The following is a 21,282-nucleotide window of genomic DNA, read 5'->3' on the forward strand; positions in this document are numbered from 1 at the left end:
CCAGATTAGAATTAGGAATGAAAAATTTTCGATAAATAAATAAAAAGAGTTAGTTTTATGATTTCATAATGCTAACTCTTTTTAATTTTAAATATTTAATACATGTCAGACGTAGCAGCAATACATAACTTAGTTCAAAAAAGGAATGAGCTAAAAGCGGAGATAGCAAAAATCATTGTAGGTCAAAATGATGTGGTAGATCAAATTTTGCTTTGTATATTTTCTGGAGGCCATGCATTATTGGTTGGAGTTCCTGGATTGGCCAAAACATTGATGGTAAATACACTTGCGCAAGCATTGGGACTTGATTTTAAAAGAATTCAGTTTACTCCGGATTTGATGCCGTCAGATATACTTGGAAGTGAAATACTGGATGAAAATCGCCATTTCAAATTTATTAAAGGACCTATTTTTTCGAATATTATTCTGGCCGATGAGATCAACAGAACGCCTCCGAAAACACAAGCTGCTTTGCTGGAAGCCATGCAGGAACGTTCCGTTACTATTGCTGGTGAAAATTATAAACTAGACTTGCCTTATTTTGTTTTGGCAACTCAAAATCCTATTGAGCAAGAAGGAACGTATCCTTTGCCTGAAGCGCAGTTAGACCGTTTTATGTTTGCTATAAAATTGGAATATCCTTCTTTTGAAGAAGAAGTTCAGGTAGTAAAAAGAACAACATCAGATATAAAAAACACTATAAATCCATTATTTACAGCACAAGAAATTATTGATTTCCAACAATTAATCCGCAGAATACCTGTCGCTGATAATGTAATTGAATATGCAGTAACATTGGTAAGCAAAACAAGACCGGACAATTCTTTGTCGAACGAGTTTGTGAAAAATTATCTGGATTGGGGAGCAGGACCGAGAGCCTCTCAAAATTTAATTTTGGCTGCCAAAGCGAACGCTGCTTTCAATGGGAAATTTTCTCCGGATATTGAAGATGTAAAAGCTGTGGCAATCGGAATTTTACGTCATAGAATCATCAAAAATTATAAAGCTGATGCCGAAGGAATTACGGAAGAAATGATTATTGCGAAATTAATTTAATTGAAAAAGCTAATTTAGAAAGGTTCTTTATTCAATTGCGAATAAAGAACCTTTTTGTTTTTAGGGATGAATTTCGACTTTGCTGGGAAAAAGATCTTATATTATTGATTGTTTAGTTTTTTAATAAAAATTCGTGTTTTTATTAATATAAAGCAATAAAAACGATTATTTTACAATAATAATTTTTCAAAAGACGACTTCTATTAAATTTTTTTTATTCTCATCTTTAATTGTTAAATTTGCTCCACAAAATAAACTAACACCTATTTATTATGGCTTTTGTTATTGAAATGATCAATGAAATCTGCCTTTAAAATTGAAAAATACTTCTATTATGAATACTTATAAGGATTACATTCAAGAAATTGAAGAACGAAAAGGCCAGGGACTTAACCCAAAGCCAATTGATGGTACTGAATTGCTAAGCGAAATCATTGCACAAATCAAAGATTTGAGTAACGAGTACAGAGAGGATTCTCTTAACTTCTTTATTTATAATGTTGTTCCAGGAACTACTCCTGCTGCTAATGTGAAAGCTAAGTTTTTAAAGGAAATCGTTTTGGGTCGATCAGTAGTTGCTGAAATTACGCCTGCTTTTGCTTTAGAGCTATTATCACATATGAAAGGTGGAACTTCTATAGAGGTATTACTTGATTTAGCTTTAGGTAATGATGTTGCTACTGCAAAAGATGCTGCGGAAGTTTTAAAGACACAAGTTTTTCTTTATGAAGCAGATACAGATCGTTTAGAAGCTGCTTTCAAAGATGATAATGAAATTGCCGCAGCAATTCTAGAGAGCTATGCAAAGGCTGAGTTCTTTACTAAATTACCAGAAATAGCAGAAGAAATTAAGGTAGTTACTTTTATTGCTGGTGAAGGAGATATTTCAACTGATTTACTTTCTCCAGGAAACCAAGCGCACTCAAGATCAGATCGTGAACTTCATGGTAAATGTTTAATTTCTTCTGAAGCACAAGCTGAAATCAAAGCATTAGCTGAAGCGAATCCTGATAAGAGCGTGATGTTAATCGCTGAAAAAGGAACTATGGGTGTGGGGTCTTCAAGAATGTCAGGTGTAAACAACGTGGCGCTTTGGAGTGGTAAACAAGCAAGTCCATATGTTCCATTTATTAATATTGCTCCAATCGTTGCAGGAACAAATGGTATTTCTCCAATTTTCCTAACAACTGTTGATGTTACTGGTGGTATTGGTCTTGACCTTAAAAACTGGACAAAAAAATTAGATGAAAATGGTAACGTTCTTCGTAATGAAAGCGGTGATCCTATTCTTGAGGAAGTTTATTCTGTTGCTACTGGTACTGTTCTTACAATCAACACAAAGACGAAGAAACTTTATAATGACGATAAGGAATTAATTGATATTTCTAAGGCATTCACACCTCAGAAAATTGAATTTATAAAAGCTGGTGGATCGTATGCTATTGTATTTGGAAAAAAACTTCAAACATTTGCATCAAAGACTCTTGGTATTGATATTGTACCTGTATATGCTCCGTCAAAAGAGGTTTCTGTTGAAGGACAAGGTCTTACAGCTGTAGAAAAAATATTTAATAAAAACGCAGTTGGTTCAACTCCGGGTAAAGTTTTACACGCTGGTTCAGATGTTCGTGTTACCGTAAATATTGTTGGTTCGCAAGATACAACTGGTTTGATGACTTCTCAGGAATTAGAGTCTATGGCTGCTACTGTGATTTCGCCAATCGTTGATGGTGCTTACCAATCAGGTTGTCACACTGCTTCTGTTTGGGATAATAAATCTAAAGCAAATATTCCAAGATTAATGAAATTCATGAACGACTTCGGCTTGATTACAGCTCGTGACCCGAAAGGCGTTTATCACTCAATGACTGATGTTATTCACAAAGTACTTAATGATATTACTGTAAACGAGTGGGCTATCATCATCGGTGGTGACTCTCATACAAGAATGTCTAAAGGAGTCGCTTTTGGTGCTGACTCAGGAACGGTTGCTCTTGCTCTTGCTACTGGTGAAGCTTCAATGCCAATTCCTGAATCTGTAAAGGTAACATTCAAAGGAGATATGAAAGGGTACATGGATTTCCGTGATGTAGTACATGCTACGCAATCTCAGATGCTTAAAACATTTGGTGGAGAGAATGTATTCCAAGGAAGAATTATTGAGGTTCACTTAGGAACTCTTAATGCGGATCAAGCCTTTACGTTTACGGACTGGACTGCAGAAATGAAAGCAAAAGCTTCGATCTGTATTTCTGAGGATTATACCTTGATCGAATCACTAGAGATTGCGAAGGGTAGAATTCAGATCATGATTGATAAGGGAATGGATAACAAAAATCAAGTTCTTAAAGGACTGATTGCTATAGCTGATAAGCGAATAACTGAGATCAAAACAGGTGTGAAACCAGCTTTGACTCCGGACGCAGATGCTAAGTATTATGCTGAAGTTGTTGTTGATCTTGATGTGATTGCTGAACCAATGATTGCAGATCCAGATGTTAATAATGCTGATGTTTCTAAGCGATATACTCACGACACCATCAGACCGCTATCTTTCTATGGAGGTGTTAAAAAAGTAGATCTTGGATTTATCGGTTCTTGCATGGTTCATAAAGGAGATATGAAAATTTTAGCTCAAATGCTTAAGAATATAGATGCACAACAAGGCAAGGTGGAGTTCAAAGCACCACTAGTTGTGGCTCCTCCAACCTATAACATCGTGGATGAACTTAAGGCTGAAGGAGACTGGGAGATTTTACAAAAGTACTCTGGTTTTGAATTTGATGATAGCATACCTAAAGCAGTAGCGCGTACATCATATGAGAAAATGTTGTATTTAGAGCGTCCAGGATGTAACCTATGTATGGGTAATCAGGAAAAAGCAGCCAAAGGAGATACTGTAATGGCAACTTCTACACGTCTTTTCCAAGGAAGAGTTGTTGAGGATACTGAAGGTAAAAAAGGAGAGTCGTTGCTTTCTTCTACACCTGTTGTAGTTTTATCTACAATCTTAGGTAGAACTCCAACAATAGAGGAATATAAAACGGCAGTGAAAGGTATCAATCTAACTAAGTTTGCACCTTCTCATAAGTTATTAGTTAAATAATTCACATAATTAGTTAATTATAATTTAAAAGCCTGAGTCTAATGACTCAGGCTTTTTTTATACTCTATTTTTTTGTATCTTGTATGTTTAAAATAGAATAGTAACAATTATATATAAATCTTATGGCTTTTGATATTGAAATGATTAAAAAAGTGTACGACAACATGACAACTCGTGTTGATAAAGCACGTGAGATAGTTGGTCGCCCACTTACTTTAACAGAGAAAATTTTGTACAATCACCTTTGGGACGGAACTCCATCTGTCGCTTTTACAAGAGGTGCTGATTATGTTGATTTTGCTCCGGATAGAGTTGCTTGTCAAGATGCAACGGCTCAAATGGCATTATTGCAATTTATGCATGCAGGTAAAAAGAAAGTTGCAGTTCCTACAACAGTACATTGTGATCACTTGATTCAAGCTAAAGTTGATGCTGCAACCGATTTGGCCAGAGCAAAAACACAAAGCAATGAAGTATTTGAATTTCTTTCTTCAGTATCAAATAAATACGGAATTGGTTTCTGGAAACCAGGAGCGGGAATTATTCATCAAGTAGTTCTTGAGAACTACGCATTCCCAGGTGGAATGATGATTGGTACTGATTCTCACACTGTAAATGCAGGGGGTTTGGGAATGGTAGCGATTGGTGTTGGTGGTGCTGATGCGGTTGATGTTATGTCAGGAATGGCTTGGGAATTGAAATTTCCTAAATTAATTGGAGTAAAATTGACTGGAAAACTTTCCGGTTGGACAGCTCCAAAAGATGTTATCCTTAAAGTTGCTGGTATTCTTACTGTAAAAGGAGGAACAGGTGCGATCGTTGAATATTTTGGTGAGGGTGCTACTTCTATGTCTTGTACAGGAAAAGGAACTATCTGTAATATGGGTGCCGAAATTGGTGCTACTACATCTACTTTTGGTTACGATGCTTCAATGGGACGTTATTTGCGTTCTACAAATAGAGCTGATGTTGCTGATGCAGCTGATAAAATTGCTCCTTATTTAACAGGTGATGCTGAAGTATATGCAAATCCAGAATTGTATTTTGACCAAGTAATCGAAATCAACTTAGACGAATTAGAGCCGCATTTAAATGGACCTTATACACCGGATTTAGCTACGCCAATTTCTAAAATGAAAGAAGAAGCAATCAAAAATAACTGGCCTTTAAAAATTGAAGTAGCTTTGATCGGCTCTTGTACGAACTCTTCTTATGAAGATATTGCTCGTGCGGCTTCATTAGCGAAACAAGTTACCGATAAAAATTTAAAAATAAAATCTCAATTCACCATTACTCCAGGTTCTGAAGTAGTGCGTTATACAATAGAGCGTGACGGATTTATCGATATTTTCGATAAAATGGGAGCAACTGTTTTTGCTAATGCTTGCGGACCATGTATCGGAATGTGGGACAGAGAAGGTGCTGAAAAAGAAGAACGCAATACAATCGTTCATTCTTTCAATCGTAATTTTTCTAAGCGTGCCGACGGAAATCCAAATACTTTGGCTTTCGTAGGTTCACCTGAATTGGTAACGGCACTTGCTATTGCTGGAGATTTAGGTTTCAATCCATTGACTGATACGTTAATCAATGAAAATGGTGAAGAAGTAAAATTAGACGCTCCAACAGGAAACGAATTGCCTCCAAAAGGTTTTGATGCTGAAGACCCAGGTTTTCAAGCGCCTGCCGAGGATGGTTCAGATGTTCAAATCGCGGTTAGTGAAACTTCAGAAAGATTACAATTATTAGCTCCGTTCTTACCTTGGGATGGAAAAAACATCACAGGTGCTAAATTGCTTATCAAAGCTTTCGGAAAATGCACAACAGATCACATCTCTATGGCTGGACCATGGTTGCGTTTCCGTGGACATTTAGATAATATTTCTAATAATATGTTGATAGGTGCGATTAATGCATTCAACCAAAAATCAAATGCAGTTAAAAACCAGTTGACGGGTATTTATGATGCAGTTCCTGCTGTAGCGCGCGCTTACAAAGCTGCTGGTGTTCCTTCGATTGTTGTTGGAGACCATAACTACGGAGAAGGATCTTCTCGTGAACATGCAGCTATGGAACCTCGTTTCTTAGGTGTAAAAGCAGTACTGGTAAAATCATTTGCTCGTATCCACGAAACAAACCTTAAAAAACAAGGTCTTTTAGGATTGACATTTGCTACTGAAGCTGATTACGATAAAATCCAGGAAGATGATACTATCAACTTCATTGATTTAGTTGATTTTGCTCCAGGAAAACCATTAACTCTAGAATTCGTTCACGCAGATGGAACCAAAGATATCATCTTGGCAAACCATACGTACAACGAAGGACAAATTGGTTGGTTCGTTGCCGGTTCAGCATTAAACTTGATCGCTGTTGCTGGAAAAGCATAAGTAAATTATATAGTTTATATTCAAAACTCTCAAGGAAACTTGGGAGTTTTTTTATTCATTCCCAATTTATTTCAGGAGCTGTTTCCTGCTGACCGTTTCAAGCTTTTTCGCAGAATTGCTTTTTTCCAAGATAAAAAAGGAGCTTCTTTTAGTCGCTCTTTTTTCTTAGGAAAAATGGGCAATTCCGCTTCAAGAGGCTTTCCATTTTCATCAGGGCTACAAATCAGAAATTAGAATTTCAATTTCTATTTATTGATTTGGAACAATTTTTTTTTTGAAAAGCAAAAGAGCTTTAAGCCTAAAATAGAGGCAAAATTCAAAAAACAGGGCAAAATTTTATTTTTTGAACGTTAAAATTTAAAAAAAGACTATGTTTTTTGATTAAATCACTTATATTAGCCTTTTTGGAAAATTAAATTTTAAAAGAAGCTTTTTTGATTGTTTTTAAAATCAACCTTCTTTAGAATTTTTATTTTCAACGCAACAATACATTAGGATTGTAAGGCGTTACTGTTTCAGCTGCTTTTACAATTGAAATAAAAAATCAACTAGAATTTAAAATGAACACATTCTGAACCTCTTTTTTTTGAAAGAGACAAGGATTATTTTTACAATTTTTTAAATAAAAAAGTAAAAAAGCAAACCATAGCGAGATTTAATAATTATATCCCGAAATCGCTGTGTAGAATAAAAAAGGGGTAAGTAATTTGAAATAAATGAATATGAGTTTAAGATTAATTGTAACATTGTTTTTATTGAATAGTATCGTTCTTTTTTCTCAGGAAAATAACATGAAACACACCATAGTAAAAGGAGAAACAATTTCTAGTATTGCTGAAAAATATGATGTAAAACAAAGCGCTATTTTTAAACTAAATCCAAACGCAAAAAATCTTTTAAAACTCAATTCCATTTTATTAATTCCTGTAGCATCCTCAAAGAAAACAAATACTAAATCCAAGGTCGCAACAAATTCTTCCGCAAAAGAACACGAAGTACTTGCCAAAGAAACGCTTTACGGAATTGCAAAACAATACGGAATCTCTCTAAAAGAATTAAATGAGCTCAATCCAACATTAGAATCTACAGGACTGAAAATTGGCCAAAAAATTATAATTTCAGCGAACACATCTTCAACAGAAGTAGCTGTTGCTCCTCAAGCCAATAAGGTTTCTCAAAAACCTGAATTATTAGTTATCCCACAAATAATTGAAACTGAAAAATCCACTACGGAACAAACCACGGTTGAAGTGCTGTCAAAAGAATCAAAATATTCTATCGCAAGAAAATACGGAATTACGGTTAAAGAATTAGACAAAGCCAATCCAACTTTAGGAACCAAAGTACTTAGAGTAGGTCAAAAAATAACGATTCCAGGAAATGGAATACCAGTGACTGAAATAGCAATTGTACCACAACAAAACAAAGAATTAACAAGCGAAGCAGTGGTAGTTATTGCTGAAACGGTTAAAGTTGTACCCAAAATAGAAGAAGTAGTTTCTCAGCCGAAAATAGATTTACCGAAATCAGAAGTTGCAACTGTTTCTCAATCAAATGAAACAGTAAGCGCAACTTCAGAGAATATTGTTCGTGAAGTTTTGCCAAAAGAAACTAAATATGGTATCGCTAAACAATATGGAATTACGGTTCAGGAATTAGAAAAACAAAATCCAGAAATTAAAAACGGACTTCGTGTAGGAAATAAATTGAACATTCGGGCGAATAATGTACCACTAGAAAACAATGTTGTTGTTAGCGCTGATAGTAACAATACTACTATTGAAAACACTAAAATTGATTTTAACAATTCAATAAAACCTACTTTCAGTCATGATTTTCTTGATCAATTGATAGAACGCGCTTCAGAAAATATAGGAACCAGATACCGTACAGGAGGAACTTCAAAAGCAGGATTTGACTGTTCCGGTTTAATGTGTACTACTTTTGGGGCATTTGACATAAAGCTACCAAGAACATCAAGAGAGCAATCAGGTATTGGAACTAAAATAAATACCGAAGAAGCTCAAAAAGGGGATTTAATTTTCTTTAAAACCAACGGTAGAAGCCAAATTAATCATGTAGGTATGGTTGTAGAAGTTTGTGAGGGAGAAATAAAATTTATTCACTCTTCAGTGAGTAATGGAGTTATTATTTCCTCAACAAAGGAGAAATACTATGAGAAAAATTTCTCCCAAATAAATAGAGTTTTACAGTAATTGTAATTGGTGAAATTCAAAAATATAAGAACTAAAAAAGCGAAACTCCTCAGGCAACTGAGGAGTTTCGCTTTTTTAGTTTAGTGTTGTTCTGCACTATTTATTTCAATCCAATAGCCATCTGGATCCTGTATGTATATTTGTTTGATTCCATCTGCTCTAACGGTTATAGTATCCAGTTTTCCCGGCCAGTCAGAATAAGTAATGTGTAGTGCTTTAAGTACTTGAATCAGTGCCTCAAAATTAGCCGATTTAAACGCAAGATGTACCGCTTTGTTTATCGTAACAGGCCCTTTAATAGTGGAAACTAAGTGTAATTCTTTGCCATCACCCAATGAAACCCAACGAATGCCTTCCTTTCTTGTAAGATTGGTAATTTCAGAAAGTTTTAAAACGTTAGTGTAAAAATCAACTGAACGATCCAAGTCTTTTACTGAAAGTGCCATGTGATCCAACTTCAAAGCAAATAAGTTGGTCTTCTGGGCGCAAAGTGTTCCGGTGAATAGAAATACAATTAGGAATGCGATTATTTTTTTCATGAGTAATTTGATTTACATTTCACTAAAGTAGTATTTGTTGTTTTGTATTTAAAATCAATTCTTGCAAAGAATGTTATTTATTACCTTAATTGATTCTTCAGTTGTGCTAGTATTGGTATTTATAGCCACACTATTATTGTTGTAGGGTTCATATTTGTTTTGATTTGAGCGAGAAAATAAACCCACTGTAGGTGTTAATGAAGCACTGGCCAAATGCATAATTCCACTGTCAGCGCCAATGAAAATTTCAGTATTTGCAATTACAGACCCAATTTCTCGAATGTCTTTACTATAAAAAGTAGGTGCTTTAAATCCTATTTTTGAAATATTTTCAACTGGTAAAACTTCTATAATATTGTAGTCTTCATATTCTATTTTTAATCGGCCATAAAATTCTTCCCACCACGTTTCGGAATAGCATTTGTCATCAGTTGCATAGGTAAAAATAGAAATGGTTTTTTTGTCATCAGGAACTATTTTGTCTACTATTTTTTTGCCTTCAGCAAGTTCAGCAAGGCTTAACTTAAGGTCTAAGGATGGAACTGGATTCTCGTTTTCCTGAAATCCTAATTTGGTTAAAAAACTCCTAAATTCATATACCGGATATTTTGCAATATGATCATAATCTGCATGTTTTAGCTGAATTGTTTCGTCAGCCTCACCAAAAAATTTATATTTTGCATCCGCAAATTGTGCGGATAATCTCCCAGATGAAGAGTTTTTATCAACATTAATAACAATGTCATAGTGTTGTCTTTTAATTTTTATCCAAACTTGAAAATAAGCGATTAGATGTTTAAAGGGTTTTTTGGGAAGTTCAATGATGTAATCGATATTCGTATAATTTTTAAATACAATAGGTGTTAAACCACCTTTTACAAACAAATCAATTTTACACTCAGGAAAAGTAGTTATTACATCTTGAACCAGTGGCGTAATTAATAATAGGTTTCCCAATCTATGATTTGGTCTGGAAATTAAAACCCTTTTGATTTCAATTTTTTGAGTCAAATCTATATCTTGATTTTTTTGAGAACTGCCGATATTTTTAGTTAGGCTGTGCGTTAAAATCCTTCGAAATACATTTACTTTTTTTAAGATACTCATGCTTTTAAAATATTATATAGTATTGAATTTATTTTTAATTATAAAATTGAAAAGGTCTGTTTTTATTCTTTTTCACAGAATATAGAATAACTAAGATGAACCAAAACGTATCAGCTAACAGGCAAATATACAATATAGAAGCTAATAATATTTGTAGCCCTTTATTATATACCTTAATTTTAAAGGTGGCTTAATCTTAAAGTGTTTTTCAAGGCTATATTAAAATCAGAAAGATTAAGATCAGGATATGCAAATAAAAACACCTTCTTTCTCGATTATCCAAATTTCAATATTTAAAGACTTCTAGTTTCTTTCAGTTAATTACTTTTGCTCCTAATTTAAGCTTTACATAATATAGAATTAGTGTAAATTAGGATTTGGAATCATAAAAAAGCACATCAATGCTAAACGGTGATAATATATTTTGCAATCTTTGAACTCTAAAAAATTAAACAGCATTATGAATAAGACGAAACTAACAATTAATCGCAACGGATCTATAAAAATAGAAGGCGATTTCGAAATAACAGACAGCGAAGGAAAAGTATACGGATTAGAGGGAAGAACTGCTTTGGGTCTTTGCCGTTGTGGATTATCAGTAAACAAACCTTTTTGTGACGGCTCACACCGCAATGGTTTTGAGCATGAATCAGCTGCATTTGATTTGCCGCCTGTAAAAACGAAGTAATATAATTTTCTGATTCGATTAAACAAGAAAAGCTAAATCTTTATGGATTTAGCTTTTTTTGTTTTTAGATCTTTTTCGTTGTGGATATTGAAAAAAATTTCCGCGCAATTATTCTAGTAATGATTGTAATCAGACTGATCAGAGTGGGTTTTATTAATTTACGTACTCCAATAGAAGAAATTTAGAAGTTTAAAGAGTGCAATTCCTGTAGCTACTCCAATTAACATCCAAAAAAATCTTTGCTTTTTGTCTATTTTTACAAATTGTTCCTTGAGTAATACGCCATTTTCTTTCAATTCGAGTTTGATTTCTTTTTTGTCGAATTGTTTGTATTTGGATTCTAATATTAAATCTCTGGCGTGTAGTTTTATTTCGTGGGTAATTCCAGAAAAAGAAAACTTTTTAGAAATTATTTTTCCATTCAATAAAACGCTTTCAATTCCAAAAATAGAGTTCCAGAATTCTATTTTATTCGAGTCAATGTTAAATTCAGCGTATTTCATTTTTGGTTTGGTTTTTTTATAATGTTTTGCAGCTTTGAGATTGTGTTAGGTTCGTAACCTTTTAATTTTTGGCTTTGCATAAAATTGAAGCGAAGCGGTTGTTCAACTAAATCATGCAATAGCTCAAAATAGCTGTTATGAGAAACTTCTATAATTTAATTCTGTTTTTTGTGATGTAACTTTGTAAAAACGAAATGTTCCTTGCATATCCAATTCCAGTGCTGATATATTGATCCAAAATGGTAATTGTTTCTTTTGTTGCTTGTAAAGGATCAATTCCCATAAGTTGTACACTTCCTTGAGATTCTGTTTCATTTATTTTTTTTAGATAATCTTGAAGTCCTGCAGATATACCATACCACCTTCTCTCAAACTAACAATACCAATTACTTCCCCACTATTATTTAGTAAAGCACCACCAGAATTCCCTTTATTAGTTGATGCTTGAACACAGATTAAAGATTTGTCTTTTGTAATTCCTGAAATTGTTCCCATATAACTAACCATTACTGGTGTTCCCAAAGGATAGCCAGAAAATATAACAGGTTCGCCAATCTTATGATCAATATTTAATGCTAAAGGTAAAATGGCTTTGTCTTTGATTATTTTACTAGTTTTTAGTATAGCGAAATCTTGAAACAGAGGCTCAGAAGACATATTATTAGGTATACTAATGCAAGTAACAGAAACATTTTCGCCATTTTCAGTAATTGCAATAAGGTCCTGAAAAATAGACCAATTTACATTTGTTCCATTCACTTCTAACTTAGCAATAACGTGAAAGCATGTTACAATCAATTCATCTGAAATAAAAAAACCAGTTCCTATACTTTTCCCAAGTTGACTATAAATTTTCACACAACTTTTTCGAGAGTTATTAATAATTGTTGGGTCAATAGAGTTTTGTCCAAAATTTAAATTTGACATAAGTAGAAGAATTACAATTAATAAATGTTTCATGTTGTACGTTTTGTTTTGAAGTGTTGATGAACTTATATATGTTCTCTATTAAATAGCGCATGTACACCCAAAATCAGGTAGATAGTCGCTATTGATTGTATTTTTTTTAGATTTCTCAAATATACTCAATTTTTCTTACAAATTTTATTGAAAGGAATAAATACGATAGTTATTGCGGTTTGCGTGAGGGAGGGAAGCGGCATCCTTTATTTTCTTTCTTTAAGAAAATAAAGATACAGCGTACCGCCCGACCCAAAGTGGCGAGGAGGAACGACGAAGCTAGCTGCAGGGTCACGCCCAAATGAAAAATCGGTTAGTCAATTCTCACTCTTCGCTTTTCACTTTTCTTCTTCAATTTATGAAATTTCCAAAAAAAGTATATCTTTAGCCAACTAAAACCAAAACCCCAAAACCAAAAAATATGGAAGACCATAAACCAGACGATTTTAAAAGAGAATTAGGATTACTCGACGGAACCATGCTTGTGGTGGGTTCTATGATAGGTTCCGGGATATTTATTGTAAGCTCCGATATGGTTCGCCAGTTGGGATCTGCCGGTTGGTTGATTGCTATGTGGGTCCTTACGGGAACGATTACCGTGATTGCTGCCGTGAGTTATGGTGAGTTGAGCGCGATGTTTCCTAAAGCGGGTGGTCAATATGTGTACATTAAGGAAGCTTACGGGAAACTGGTGGGTTTCTTGTACGGTTGGAGTTTCTTTGCCGTGATACAAACGGGGACAATTGCTGCCGTGGGTGTGGCTTTTGCTAAATTTGCCGCCTATTTGTACGCGCCTTTAAGTGATAAGAATATTTTATATGAAATAGGGGATTTCAAACTCAATGCGGCTCAGATTGTTTCTATTTTTACCATTATTTTACTGAGTTACATCAATAGTCGCGGTGTGAAAAACTCGAAGATTTTACAAACGGTTCTGACGGTTATCAAAATTCTATCGTTGGCAGGTTTGATTATTTTTGGTTTTATGGCTGCCAAAGCTGAGGTTTGGGACGCTAACTGTACCAATGCCTGGACGTCACAATCACTGAATGTGGAAACTGGTTCTTGGTTACCCATCAGTGGAACGGCTTTGATATCTGGAATTTCGGCTGCCTTAGTGGGTTCAATGTTCTCCAGTGTGGCTTGGGAAGGAGTAACTTTTATAGCTGGTGAAATTAAAAATCCAAAACGCAATGTGGGATTGAGTTTGTTCTTAGGAACCTTGATTGTGAGTGTGATTTATATTTTGGCTAATATTATGTACTTGGCCGTGGTGCCTTTGTATGATATAGCAACGGCAGAATCAGATCGTGTGGCTGTAGTGGCCTCGCAAAGTATTTTTGGATCGGTGGGAACATTGATTATTGCTGTGATGATTATGATTTCGACTTTTGCCTGTAACAACGGATTGATTATGGCGGGTGCCAGAGTCTATTATACGATGGCGCAAGATGGTGTTTTCTTCAAGAAAGCAGCTGAATTGAATAAAGCCAGTGTTCCTGCTTGGTCTATCTGGGCGCAGTGTATCTGGGCTTCGGCGTTGTGTTTGACAGGGAAATATGGTGATTTATTGGATTTTGTAGTCATCATCGTCTTGATATTTTATATCTTGACTATCTTAGGAATATTTATTCTTCGCAGGAAAATGCCCAATGCCGAAAGACCGTATAAAGCTTTTGGATATCCATTTTTGCCGGGGCTTTACCTTATTATCGCCAGTGCGATTTGTATTGCTTTACTGTATACGAAAACAAGTACAAGTGGTTGGGGTGTTTTGATTATGCTTATTGGTATACCAGTGTATTATTTGACTAAAACAAAGGAGTAGTTTTTTTAAGTTATGAATTGTGAGTTATGAATTATGAATTTGCGATGTATTACTTTCATGACTTTTAAAAAATCCGTGGAAATCGGATTGATCTGAGTCGTCTGCGTGCCAATTCGGTATAAAGACTCTTATAAAACTTAAATAAATAAAAAAAATCCGTCTCGTTTTGATAACGCGACGGATTTTCTATTTAATTCAGGTTGGGTTGCTGCTTTCTTCAATCTAAAACTAAAAACTAAAAAACTAAAAATTACAATCTGCAACCAACAACCTGTAATCTAAAGGCTAGTAATATGTAAAACGTCTTACTTTGGCAATGTATTTTGCTAATCGGATTACTTGGTGGCTGTATCCGTATTCGTTATCGTACCAAATATATAACACGATATTTTTTCCGTCGGCAGAAACGATTGTGGCGTTACTGTCATAAATTGCAGGAGCTGATGTTCCCACGATATCCGAAGAAACCAATTCGTTATTCAAAGAATATTTAATTTGCTCAACTAATTCGCCTTCCAATGCATATTTTTTCATGATGGCATTGATTTCTAAAAGCGATGTTTCTCTGGACACTTCAAGATTCAAGACTACCAATGAACCATTAGGAACTGGTACCCGAATCGCATTTGAAGTTAATTTTCCGGCAAGGCTCGGCAATGCTTTTGCAACAGCACTTCCGGCACCAGTTTCGGTAATCACCATATTCAAAGCAGCGGCTCTTCCACGACGGTATTTTTTGTGCATATTATCCACAAGATTCTGGTCGTTCGTATACGCATGGATCGTTTCTAAATGTCCTTTGACAACTCCTAATGTGTCTTCAACAGCTTTCAATATTGGCGTAATGGCATTCGTAGTACACGACGCAGCCGAAAAAATATTGATTTCGTCAGGATTGTATTCGTTTTGGTTTACGCCATGAACAATATTAGGAACTCCTTTTCCCGGAGCGGTAAGCAATACTTTATCCGCACCTTTGGAAACTAAATGTCGGCTTAACGCTTCGTGTGTCGTAAAAGCACCTGTGTTGTCAATTACCAATGCATTGTCGATTCCAAAAAGCGTGTAATCAATTTCTTCAGGTCCGTTGGCGGTAATGACGTGAACGGTAGTTCCGTTGATAATCAAAGCATTATTTTCAGGGTCAGCAGTTACCGAGCCTTGAAAATCGCCGTGAATAGAATCGTATCGTAATAATGAAGCTCTTTTTTCAAGTGAAGTGGCGTCATTTTTATCGCGTGTCACGATAGCGCGCAATCGCAATTGACTTCCTTTTCCGGTTTTTGACATTAATTCTCTGGCCAATAAGCGGCCAATTCGACCAAAACCATATAGTACAACATCTTTCGGTTGAATTTCCTCAGAGTCTTTTGCGTATTTTAATTTATCAATTACAAAATATTTGGCATCAGGATATTTTTCATCTTCCAAACGATATTCGTAAGTCAGTTTACCGATGTCGAGTTTAGAAGGTGGTAAATCCAATTCTAAAATAGCTCTGGCTATTTCTACAGAATCGAATACCGAAATAGGTTTGCTCACAAATTCTCCCGCATATTCATGTAGGTTGATGATGTCGCTTACATTTCTATCAATTAATTGATTTCTAAATAAGACCATTTCTATAGATTTATCATACCATAGATCGCTGATAATTTTAATCAATTCTACTCCTGCACGTCGCCTGTCGGCTTGAAAAGTAACTTCCTTTTCGTATAAAGTTGTGGTTGCCATGTTGAAAATTTAATGAAAATAAGTGATTGTATTTTTTACAAATTTTGCGCAAAAGTACCTATTTCAATCGATTTCGTAACACATTTCATGAATTATTTATAAAATAAAAAAGCCACCTTGTTTTTTCAAGATGGCTTTGGTTTTTTTTTAAACAGGATGCGTTAGAGAATCACGCGCATTACTTCTCCGTTTTTATTAATCATTTCGATGCGTACCGTTTGGTTTTCCTCTTTTTTACTTAAAAGTTTAGAAACCGTTTCCACATCTGTAGCTTTTACATTGTCAATACTCAAGATAATATTTCCTATTAACTCCTCTTCGTACTGTTTCAGGTTTTCGCTGGTAATTGATTTAATTCGTACACCGTAATCAATTTTAAATTTCTTCTTGTCAGCTGCCTCAATGTTTTCTAATTCGATGCCTTTAAATTCAGCATTGAAAAACTCATTTTTACTTAAGATTACAGGAACCGCTCTGGTTTTCCCATCTCTGATATAGGTAACCTGTACTTTGTCATTAGGTCTTTTCGTATTGATGTACTTGGAAAGATCAGCAAAAGTGACCACATTTTGCTCATCTAATTTGATGATGACATCGCCTTTTCCAAGTCCTGATTTTTCGGCACCGGAATTTTTGGTTACTTTATTAATGTAGAATCCTTGCGTTTGCGTTATTCCTAATTCCTTGGAAGTAATACTGTTCAATTCGCCTCCTTCAACCCCAAGAATTCCACGTTGTACATTCCCAAACTCCATAAGATCTTCAATGATTTTTCGGGTAATATTCGAAGGAACCGCAAAGGAATAGCCTACGTAAGAACCCGTCATGGATGAAATCATCGTGTTGATTCCTATCAGTTCACCACGCGTATTGACTAAAGCACCACCACTGTTTCCAGGGTTTACCGCAGCATCTGTTTGTATGAAAGACTGGATTCCGCTGGAGTCTAAATCTCTGGCTTTCGCCGAAACAATTCCGGCGGTTACCGTAGAAGTTAAATTGTACGGATTTCCAACTGCCAAAACCCATTCGCCAATTTTCACCGAATCAGAATTGGCAAAAACAGTATACGGTAATTTCTCCTCCGTGTCAATTTTCAATAAGGCAATATCCATTTTAGAATCAGTTCCAATGAGTTTTGCCACATATGATTTTTTGTTATTTAAGGTAATTTCAATTTCTGATGCGCCTTTAATCACGTGATTATTGGTCACAATATAACCGTCTTCAGAAATGATTACTCCAGAACCCGTTCCTACTTGTTCCTGGGATTGTCCTCCTTTATAACCATAAAAATATTCTAAAATGGGATTCGTAATAGTTCTGCGGGAAACGTTTTTTACGTGCACAACTGTATGGACAGTTTTTTCTGCAGCTTCAGTAAAATCAAGTACATCCGATGACAATCCTACTTTCTTTCCGTAAGAATAGGGTGCAGTTGTGACTCCTGAATTTTTATCATTAGAAAAATATCCATTGGTGTCAAATAATAATTTGTATGAACCTAGTGTTACTACTCCGCTCAACAGGGAAACCAAAAAAAGTGTTGAAAATTTTTTCATAATTAAATTCGTTTATTAAGATATTTACTCGTAAAAATAAAACTAATTTAGCTTCGTAAAATACAGTTTAACGCTCTTTAACAATGATTAACATTTCATTAATAGTTCGTACTTTTGTATAACTCAATTCAATTAAAATGCAACTAGAATTTTATAAATACCAAGGAACAGGAAATGATTTTGTCATAATTGATAATCGTTTGGATTTTTTTCCAAAGGAGAATACACAACTCATTGCGCATTTATGCGACAGACGTTTTGGAATAGGAGGCGACGGTCTTATTTTACTGGAAAATGACACGACTACTGATTTTAAAATGGTCTACTACAACTCTGATGGAAACCAAAGTTCCATGTGTGGCAACGGTGGAAGATGTTTAGTGGCTTTCGCCAAAAAGCTGAACGTAATCAAAAACAGTACTACTTTTATTGCGACAGATGGTTTGCATCACGCGACAATTGAGGAAGACGGATTGGTTGCGCTACAAATGATAGATGTTGCTGAGGTAAAAGTAAGTTCAGATCATGTGTTTCTAAATACGGGTTCGCCGCATCATGTGCAACTGGTAGATGATTTAGAAAATTACAATATAAAGGAAAACGGAGCAGCTATTCGATACGGAGATTTGTATGGAAAAGTAGGAAGCAACATCAATTTTGTAAAACAAATTAACGATACCACTTTTTCGTTAAGAACGTATGAAAGAGGGGTGGAAGACGAAACACTTTCTTGCGGAACAGGCGCGACAGCAGTTGCAATTGCGATGAACGTTTTAGGAAAAACAGATTCTTCTTCTATTGATTTGAATGTAGAAGGCGGAAAATTAGTCGTTTCTTTTGATAAAAATGAAGGGCAGTTTACCCATGTTTTTCTCAAAGGACCAGCGGAATTTGTATTTAAAGGAACGATTGAGATTTAAAAAATAATCACTCTGAAACTTGAGGAGTCGATTTGACAACTCAAGCCTTTAACCCCTAACCTATAACTTCTAACCCCTAACTTCCAAAATGAAAACATTAAAAGGCGATAACATCTATATTCGTGCATTAGAACCCAATGATTTGGAGTTTGTATATGCCATAGAAAACGACCAGAGCATTTGGGAAGTCAGTAATACGCATACGCCTTACAGCCGGTTTTTAGTCAAACAGTATTTAGAAAATGCCCATCAGGATATTTATGAAGCCAAGCAATTGCGATTGGCTATTTGTCAAGATCAGGATTTTCCAGCCTTAGGTCTAATCGATTTATTTGATTTTGATCCAAAGAATAATAGGGCAGGAGTGGGTATCGTTATCCAAGACAACGAAAACCGAAAACAGAATATTGGTTCAGAAGCTTTGGGGTTATTAATCGAATATGCTTTTTGTAATCTTAATTTACATCAATTATATGCAAATATAGGAACCGAAAATGAAGCTAGTAAAGCTCTTTTTACTAAATTTGGATTCGAAATGATAGGCGTAAAAAAAGATTGGACCTTTGTGAACGGCGTTTATAAAGACGAAGCTATTTTTCAATTAATCAATACTAAATTGTAAATTTTTTAGTTTTGAATCATTACCATTTCAAAATCAAATAAATAGGAATAATGGTTGTATCATGATTCCACAAAAAAACAAATAATACCATCTATGAATATTAAGAAAATCATCACCATTGCTTCTGTTGTTTTAATATCAATATTAATGATTTACGGATTAATACTATTAAAACAGATTTTTTCTGCCAACACAAAATTTACGGATAAAGAAGTTTATATCTACGTTCCAACCGATTCTAAATACGAAGATGTCAAGAAGATAATCGCACCGTACATAGAGAATATGGATCGTTTTGAAATGGTAGCAAATAAAAGAGGCTATTCTGATAATGTAATCCCGGGTCGTTTTCTATTCACAAAAGGGATGAACAGTTATGAATTGGTAAAAACCTTGAGACTTAATTCGCCTGTGAAATTGGCATTCAATAATCAGGAACGAGTGGAAAATTTGGCTGGACGTGTAGGTTCTCAAATAGAAGCCGACAGTTTATCATTATTGACTTCGTTTAAAGATTCTATTTTCTTGAAAGAAAACGGGTTCAATGAAGAAAATGTTTTGGTTATGTTTATTCCTAATACGTATGAGATTTATTGGAATACTACGGCTGAAAAGTTTCGCGATAAAATGATAAAAGAATACCGTAATTTTTGGAATAAAGAAAGAGTTGCCAAAGCACAAAAACAAGGGTTAAGTCCAATTGAAGCAACGATTCTGGCTTCAATCGTACACAAAGAATCCGTTAAAAAAGACGAGAGACCTAGAATTGCAGGCGTGTATTTGAATCGTTTAAGAGCGGAAATGCCATTGCAAGCTGATCCAACTGTTATTTTTGCGATGAAAAAGAAATCGAATGATTTTGACCAAGTCATCAAAAGGGTTTTTTACAATGATTTGACGATGAGTCATCCCTACAATACGTATATGAATGTAGGACTTCCTCCTGGGCCTATCGCCATGCCTGATATTACAGCATTAGAAGCTGTTTTAGATCCTGAGAAAAATAATTTCATTTACTTCTGTGCCAGTGTGGAGCGTTTTGGATACCACGAGTTTGCAGCTACATTAGAGGAACACAATAAAAACGCCAAAAAATATTCGGATTGGATCAACAGTCAAGGCGTAAAAAGGTAGTTTTGGGATTTAAAGTATTCCTTATATTTTTACTCTTAGTTGGATTTCAAAGTGGCCATTCACAAAATAAATCAGATAGTTTCTTTAAGCCATCCGATTCTTTACACCTAAAAAGGCAAAATACAGTTATCATTTCGGAAGCTGTTTTGGCTACGGGGACTTTAATAGGTTTAAACCAAGTTTGGTACACCGATTATCCCAAATCTGATTTTCATTTTATAAATGACAATTCAGAGTGGCTTCAAATGGATAAAGCCGGTCATGTATTTTCGTCGTATCATTTGGGGCGATTTGGTGCCGAAATGCTACAATGGAGTGGTGTCAATAAAAAAAATCAAATGCTGTACGGAGCGGGCTTAGGCTTTGCGTTTTTAACTGCAGTTGAGGTTTTAGATGGATATTCCTCTGAATGGGGCGCTTCATTAGGGGATGTTGTTGCTAATGCCTCCGGGACAGCTTTATATGTTTCACAAGAATTAATATGGAAGGAACAGCGTATTACACCTAAATTTTCTTTTCATACTACAAAATATGCGGGATACAGACCAGAGGTTTTAGGAAGTTCATTTACAGAGGAAATTCTAAAAGACTATAATGGACAAACGTATTGGCTTTCGGTCAATTTACATTCTTTTGCTAAAGGCTCAAAAATACCAAAATGGCTCAACTTGGCTTTGGGATATGGGGCCGACGGTATGATAACTGGAAATAAAGAAGATACTTCCCCCGTTTTAACGTCTAATCCACGAAGAGTCAGACAATTTTACTTGAGTTTAGATGTCGATTTGACAAAAATTAAGACGAAATCTCGTTTTTTAAAGACTGTTTTTTCCATTTTTAATACCGTTAAAATTCCTGCGCCGACAATCGAATTTGTGCGTTTTAACGATATAAAATACCACTTAATCTATTTTTAG

At 35.0% G+C, this 21,282-nt stretch carries 17 protein-coding genes; 10 read left to right on the plus strand and 7 right to left on the minus strand.

Going from position 1 to position 21,282, the window contains the following annotated elements; all coding sequences use genetic code 11:
* Positions 1-102: 102 nt before the first annotated feature.
* From E0H99_RS05580 to E0H99_RS05595, 4 genes are all read left to right on the plus strand, one after another.
* Positions 103-1,056, plus strand: coding sequence for an AAA family ATPase (locus E0H99_RS05580; protein ID WP_131992179.1), 954 nt, complete (start codon positions 103-105; stop codon positions 1,054-1,056).
* Positions 1,057-1,390: 334 nt separating this feature from the next.
* Positions 1,391-4,162 carry a bifunctional aconitate hydratase 2/2-methylisocitrate dehydratase gene (locus E0H99_RS05585; protein ID WP_131992587.1) on the plus strand — a complete coding sequence of 924 codons (2,772 nt, stop codon included), beginning with the start codon at positions 1,391-1,393 and terminating at the stop codon, positions 4,160-4,162.
* Positions 4,163-4,284: 122 nt separating this feature from the next.
* On the plus strand, positions 4,285-6,552 hold the full coding sequence (locus E0H99_RS05590; RefSeq protein WP_131992182.1) for an aconitate hydratase: 2,268 nt from the start codon (positions 4,285-4,287) through the stop codon (positions 6,550-6,552).
* A 722-nt stretch (positions 6,553-7,274) separates the two neighbouring features.
* Positions 7,275-8,768: a peptidoglycan endopeptidase gene (locus E0H99_RS05595; protein ID WP_240723447.1), complete on the plus strand. Its 1,494-nt coding sequence runs from the start codon at positions 7,275-7,277 to the stop codon at positions 8,766-8,768.
* A gap of 80 nt (positions 8,769-8,848) precedes the next feature.
* Here E0H99_RS05595 and E0H99_RS05600 read toward each other — a convergent pair whose 3' ends face one another.
* Together E0H99_RS05600 and E0H99_RS05605 are read right to left on the minus strand one after the other, a co-directional pair.
* Entirely contained in the window at positions 8,849-9,307 is a 459-nt protein-coding gene (locus tag E0H99_RS05600) for a VOC family protein (RefSeq protein ID WP_131992185.1), read from the minus strand.
* Positions 9,308-9,361: 54 nt separating this feature from the next.
* Entirely contained in the window at positions 9,362-10,414 is a 1,053-nt protein-coding gene (locus tag E0H99_RS05605) for a glycosyltransferase family 9 protein (RefSeq protein WP_131992188.1), read from the minus strand.
* A gap of 460 nt (positions 10,415-10,874) precedes the next feature.
* Between E0H99_RS05605 and E0H99_RS05610 the strand changes: the two genes are divergently transcribed.
* Positions 10,875-11,102 (plus strand): CDGSH iron-sulfur domain-containing protein, encoded by a 228-nt coding sequence (locus E0H99_RS05610; RefSeq protein ID WP_131992191.1) that lies wholly within the window; start codon positions 10,875-10,877, stop codon positions 11,100-11,102.
* 158 nt (positions 11,103-11,260) lie between these two features.
* On the opposite strand, the gene E0H99_RS05615 is transcribed toward E0H99_RS05610, so the two are convergent.
* The 3 genes from E0H99_RS05615 to E0H99_RS05625 all read right to left on the minus strand — a co-directional run bounded on the left by E0H99_RS05615 (position 11,261) and on the right by E0H99_RS05625 (position 12,565).
* Positions 11,261-11,605, minus strand: coding sequence for a hypothetical protein (locus E0H99_RS05615; protein WP_131992194.1), 345 nt, complete (start codon positions 11,603-11,605; stop codon positions 11,261-11,263).
* A 135-nt stretch (positions 11,606-11,740) separates the two neighbouring features.
* The gene (locus tag E0H99_RS05620) at positions 11,741-11,920 is read right to left on the minus strand and encodes a hypothetical protein (protein WP_131992197.1); all 180 of its coding nucleotides are present in this window, start codon (positions 11,918-11,920) and stop codon (positions 11,741-11,743) included.
* Between the two features lie 9 nt (positions 11,921-11,929).
* Positions 11,930-12,565, minus strand: coding sequence for a serine protease (locus tag E0H99_RS05625; RefSeq protein ID WP_131992200.1), 636 nt, complete (start codon positions 12,563-12,565; stop codon positions 11,930-11,932).
* Between the two features lie 421 nt (positions 12,566-12,986).
* Between E0H99_RS05625 and E0H99_RS05630 the strand changes: the two genes are divergently transcribed.
* Positions 12,987-14,393 (plus strand): APC family permease, encoded by a 1,407-nt coding sequence (locus E0H99_RS05630; protein ID WP_131992203.1) that lies wholly within the window; start codon positions 12,987-12,989, stop codon positions 14,391-14,393.
* A gap of 285 nt (positions 14,394-14,678) precedes the next feature.
* Here E0H99_RS05630 and E0H99_RS05635 read toward each other — a convergent pair whose 3' ends face one another.
* Complete coding sequence (locus E0H99_RS05635; RefSeq protein ID WP_131992206.1) at positions 14,679-16,127, minus strand: glyceraldehyde-3-phosphate dehydrogenase; 1,449 nt, start codon at positions 16,125-16,127, stop codon at positions 14,679-14,681.
* Between the two features lie 161 nt (positions 16,128-16,288).
* On the minus strand, positions 16,289-17,689 hold the full coding sequence (locus tag E0H99_RS05640) for a trypsin-like peptidase domain-containing protein (RefSeq protein ID WP_131992209.1): 1,401 nt from the start codon (positions 17,687-17,689) through the stop codon (positions 16,289-16,291).
* A gap of 137 nt (positions 17,690-17,826) precedes the next feature.
* Here E0H99_RS05640 and dapF point away from each other — a divergent pair, with 137 nt between their 5' ends.
* The 4 genes from dapF (at position 17,827) to E0H99_RS05660 (ending at position 21,282) form a co-directional block, all read left to right on the plus strand.
* Positions 17,827-18,609: a diaminopimelate epimerase gene (dapF, locus tag E0H99_RS05645; RefSeq protein WP_131992212.1), complete on the plus strand. Its 783-nt coding sequence runs from the start codon at positions 17,827-17,829 to the stop codon at positions 18,607-18,609.
* A gap of 88 nt (positions 18,610-18,697) precedes the next feature.
* Positions 18,698-19,231 (plus strand): GNAT family N-acetyltransferase, encoded by a 534-nt coding sequence (locus tag E0H99_RS05650; protein ID WP_131992215.1) that lies wholly within the window; start codon positions 18,698-18,700, stop codon positions 19,229-19,231.
* 93 nt (positions 19,232-19,324) lie between these two features.
* Entirely contained in the window at positions 19,325-20,365 is a 1,041-nt protein-coding gene (gene mltG / locus E0H99_RS05655) for an endolytic transglycosylase MltG (protein WP_131992218.1), read from the plus strand.
* A 2-nt stretch (positions 20,366-20,367) separates the two neighbouring features.
* Positions 20,368-21,282, plus strand: coding sequence for a DUF2279 domain-containing protein (locus E0H99_RS05660; RefSeq protein WP_131992221.1), 915 nt, complete (start codon positions 20,368-20,370; stop codon positions 21,280-21,282).

Origin of the sequence: Flavobacterium sp. GT3P67, from assembly GCF_004349155.1 — a bacterium.
Taxonomy (GTDB): Bacteria; Bacteroidota; Bacteroidia; order Flavobacteriales; family Flavobacteriaceae; genus Flavobacterium; species Flavobacterium ranwuense.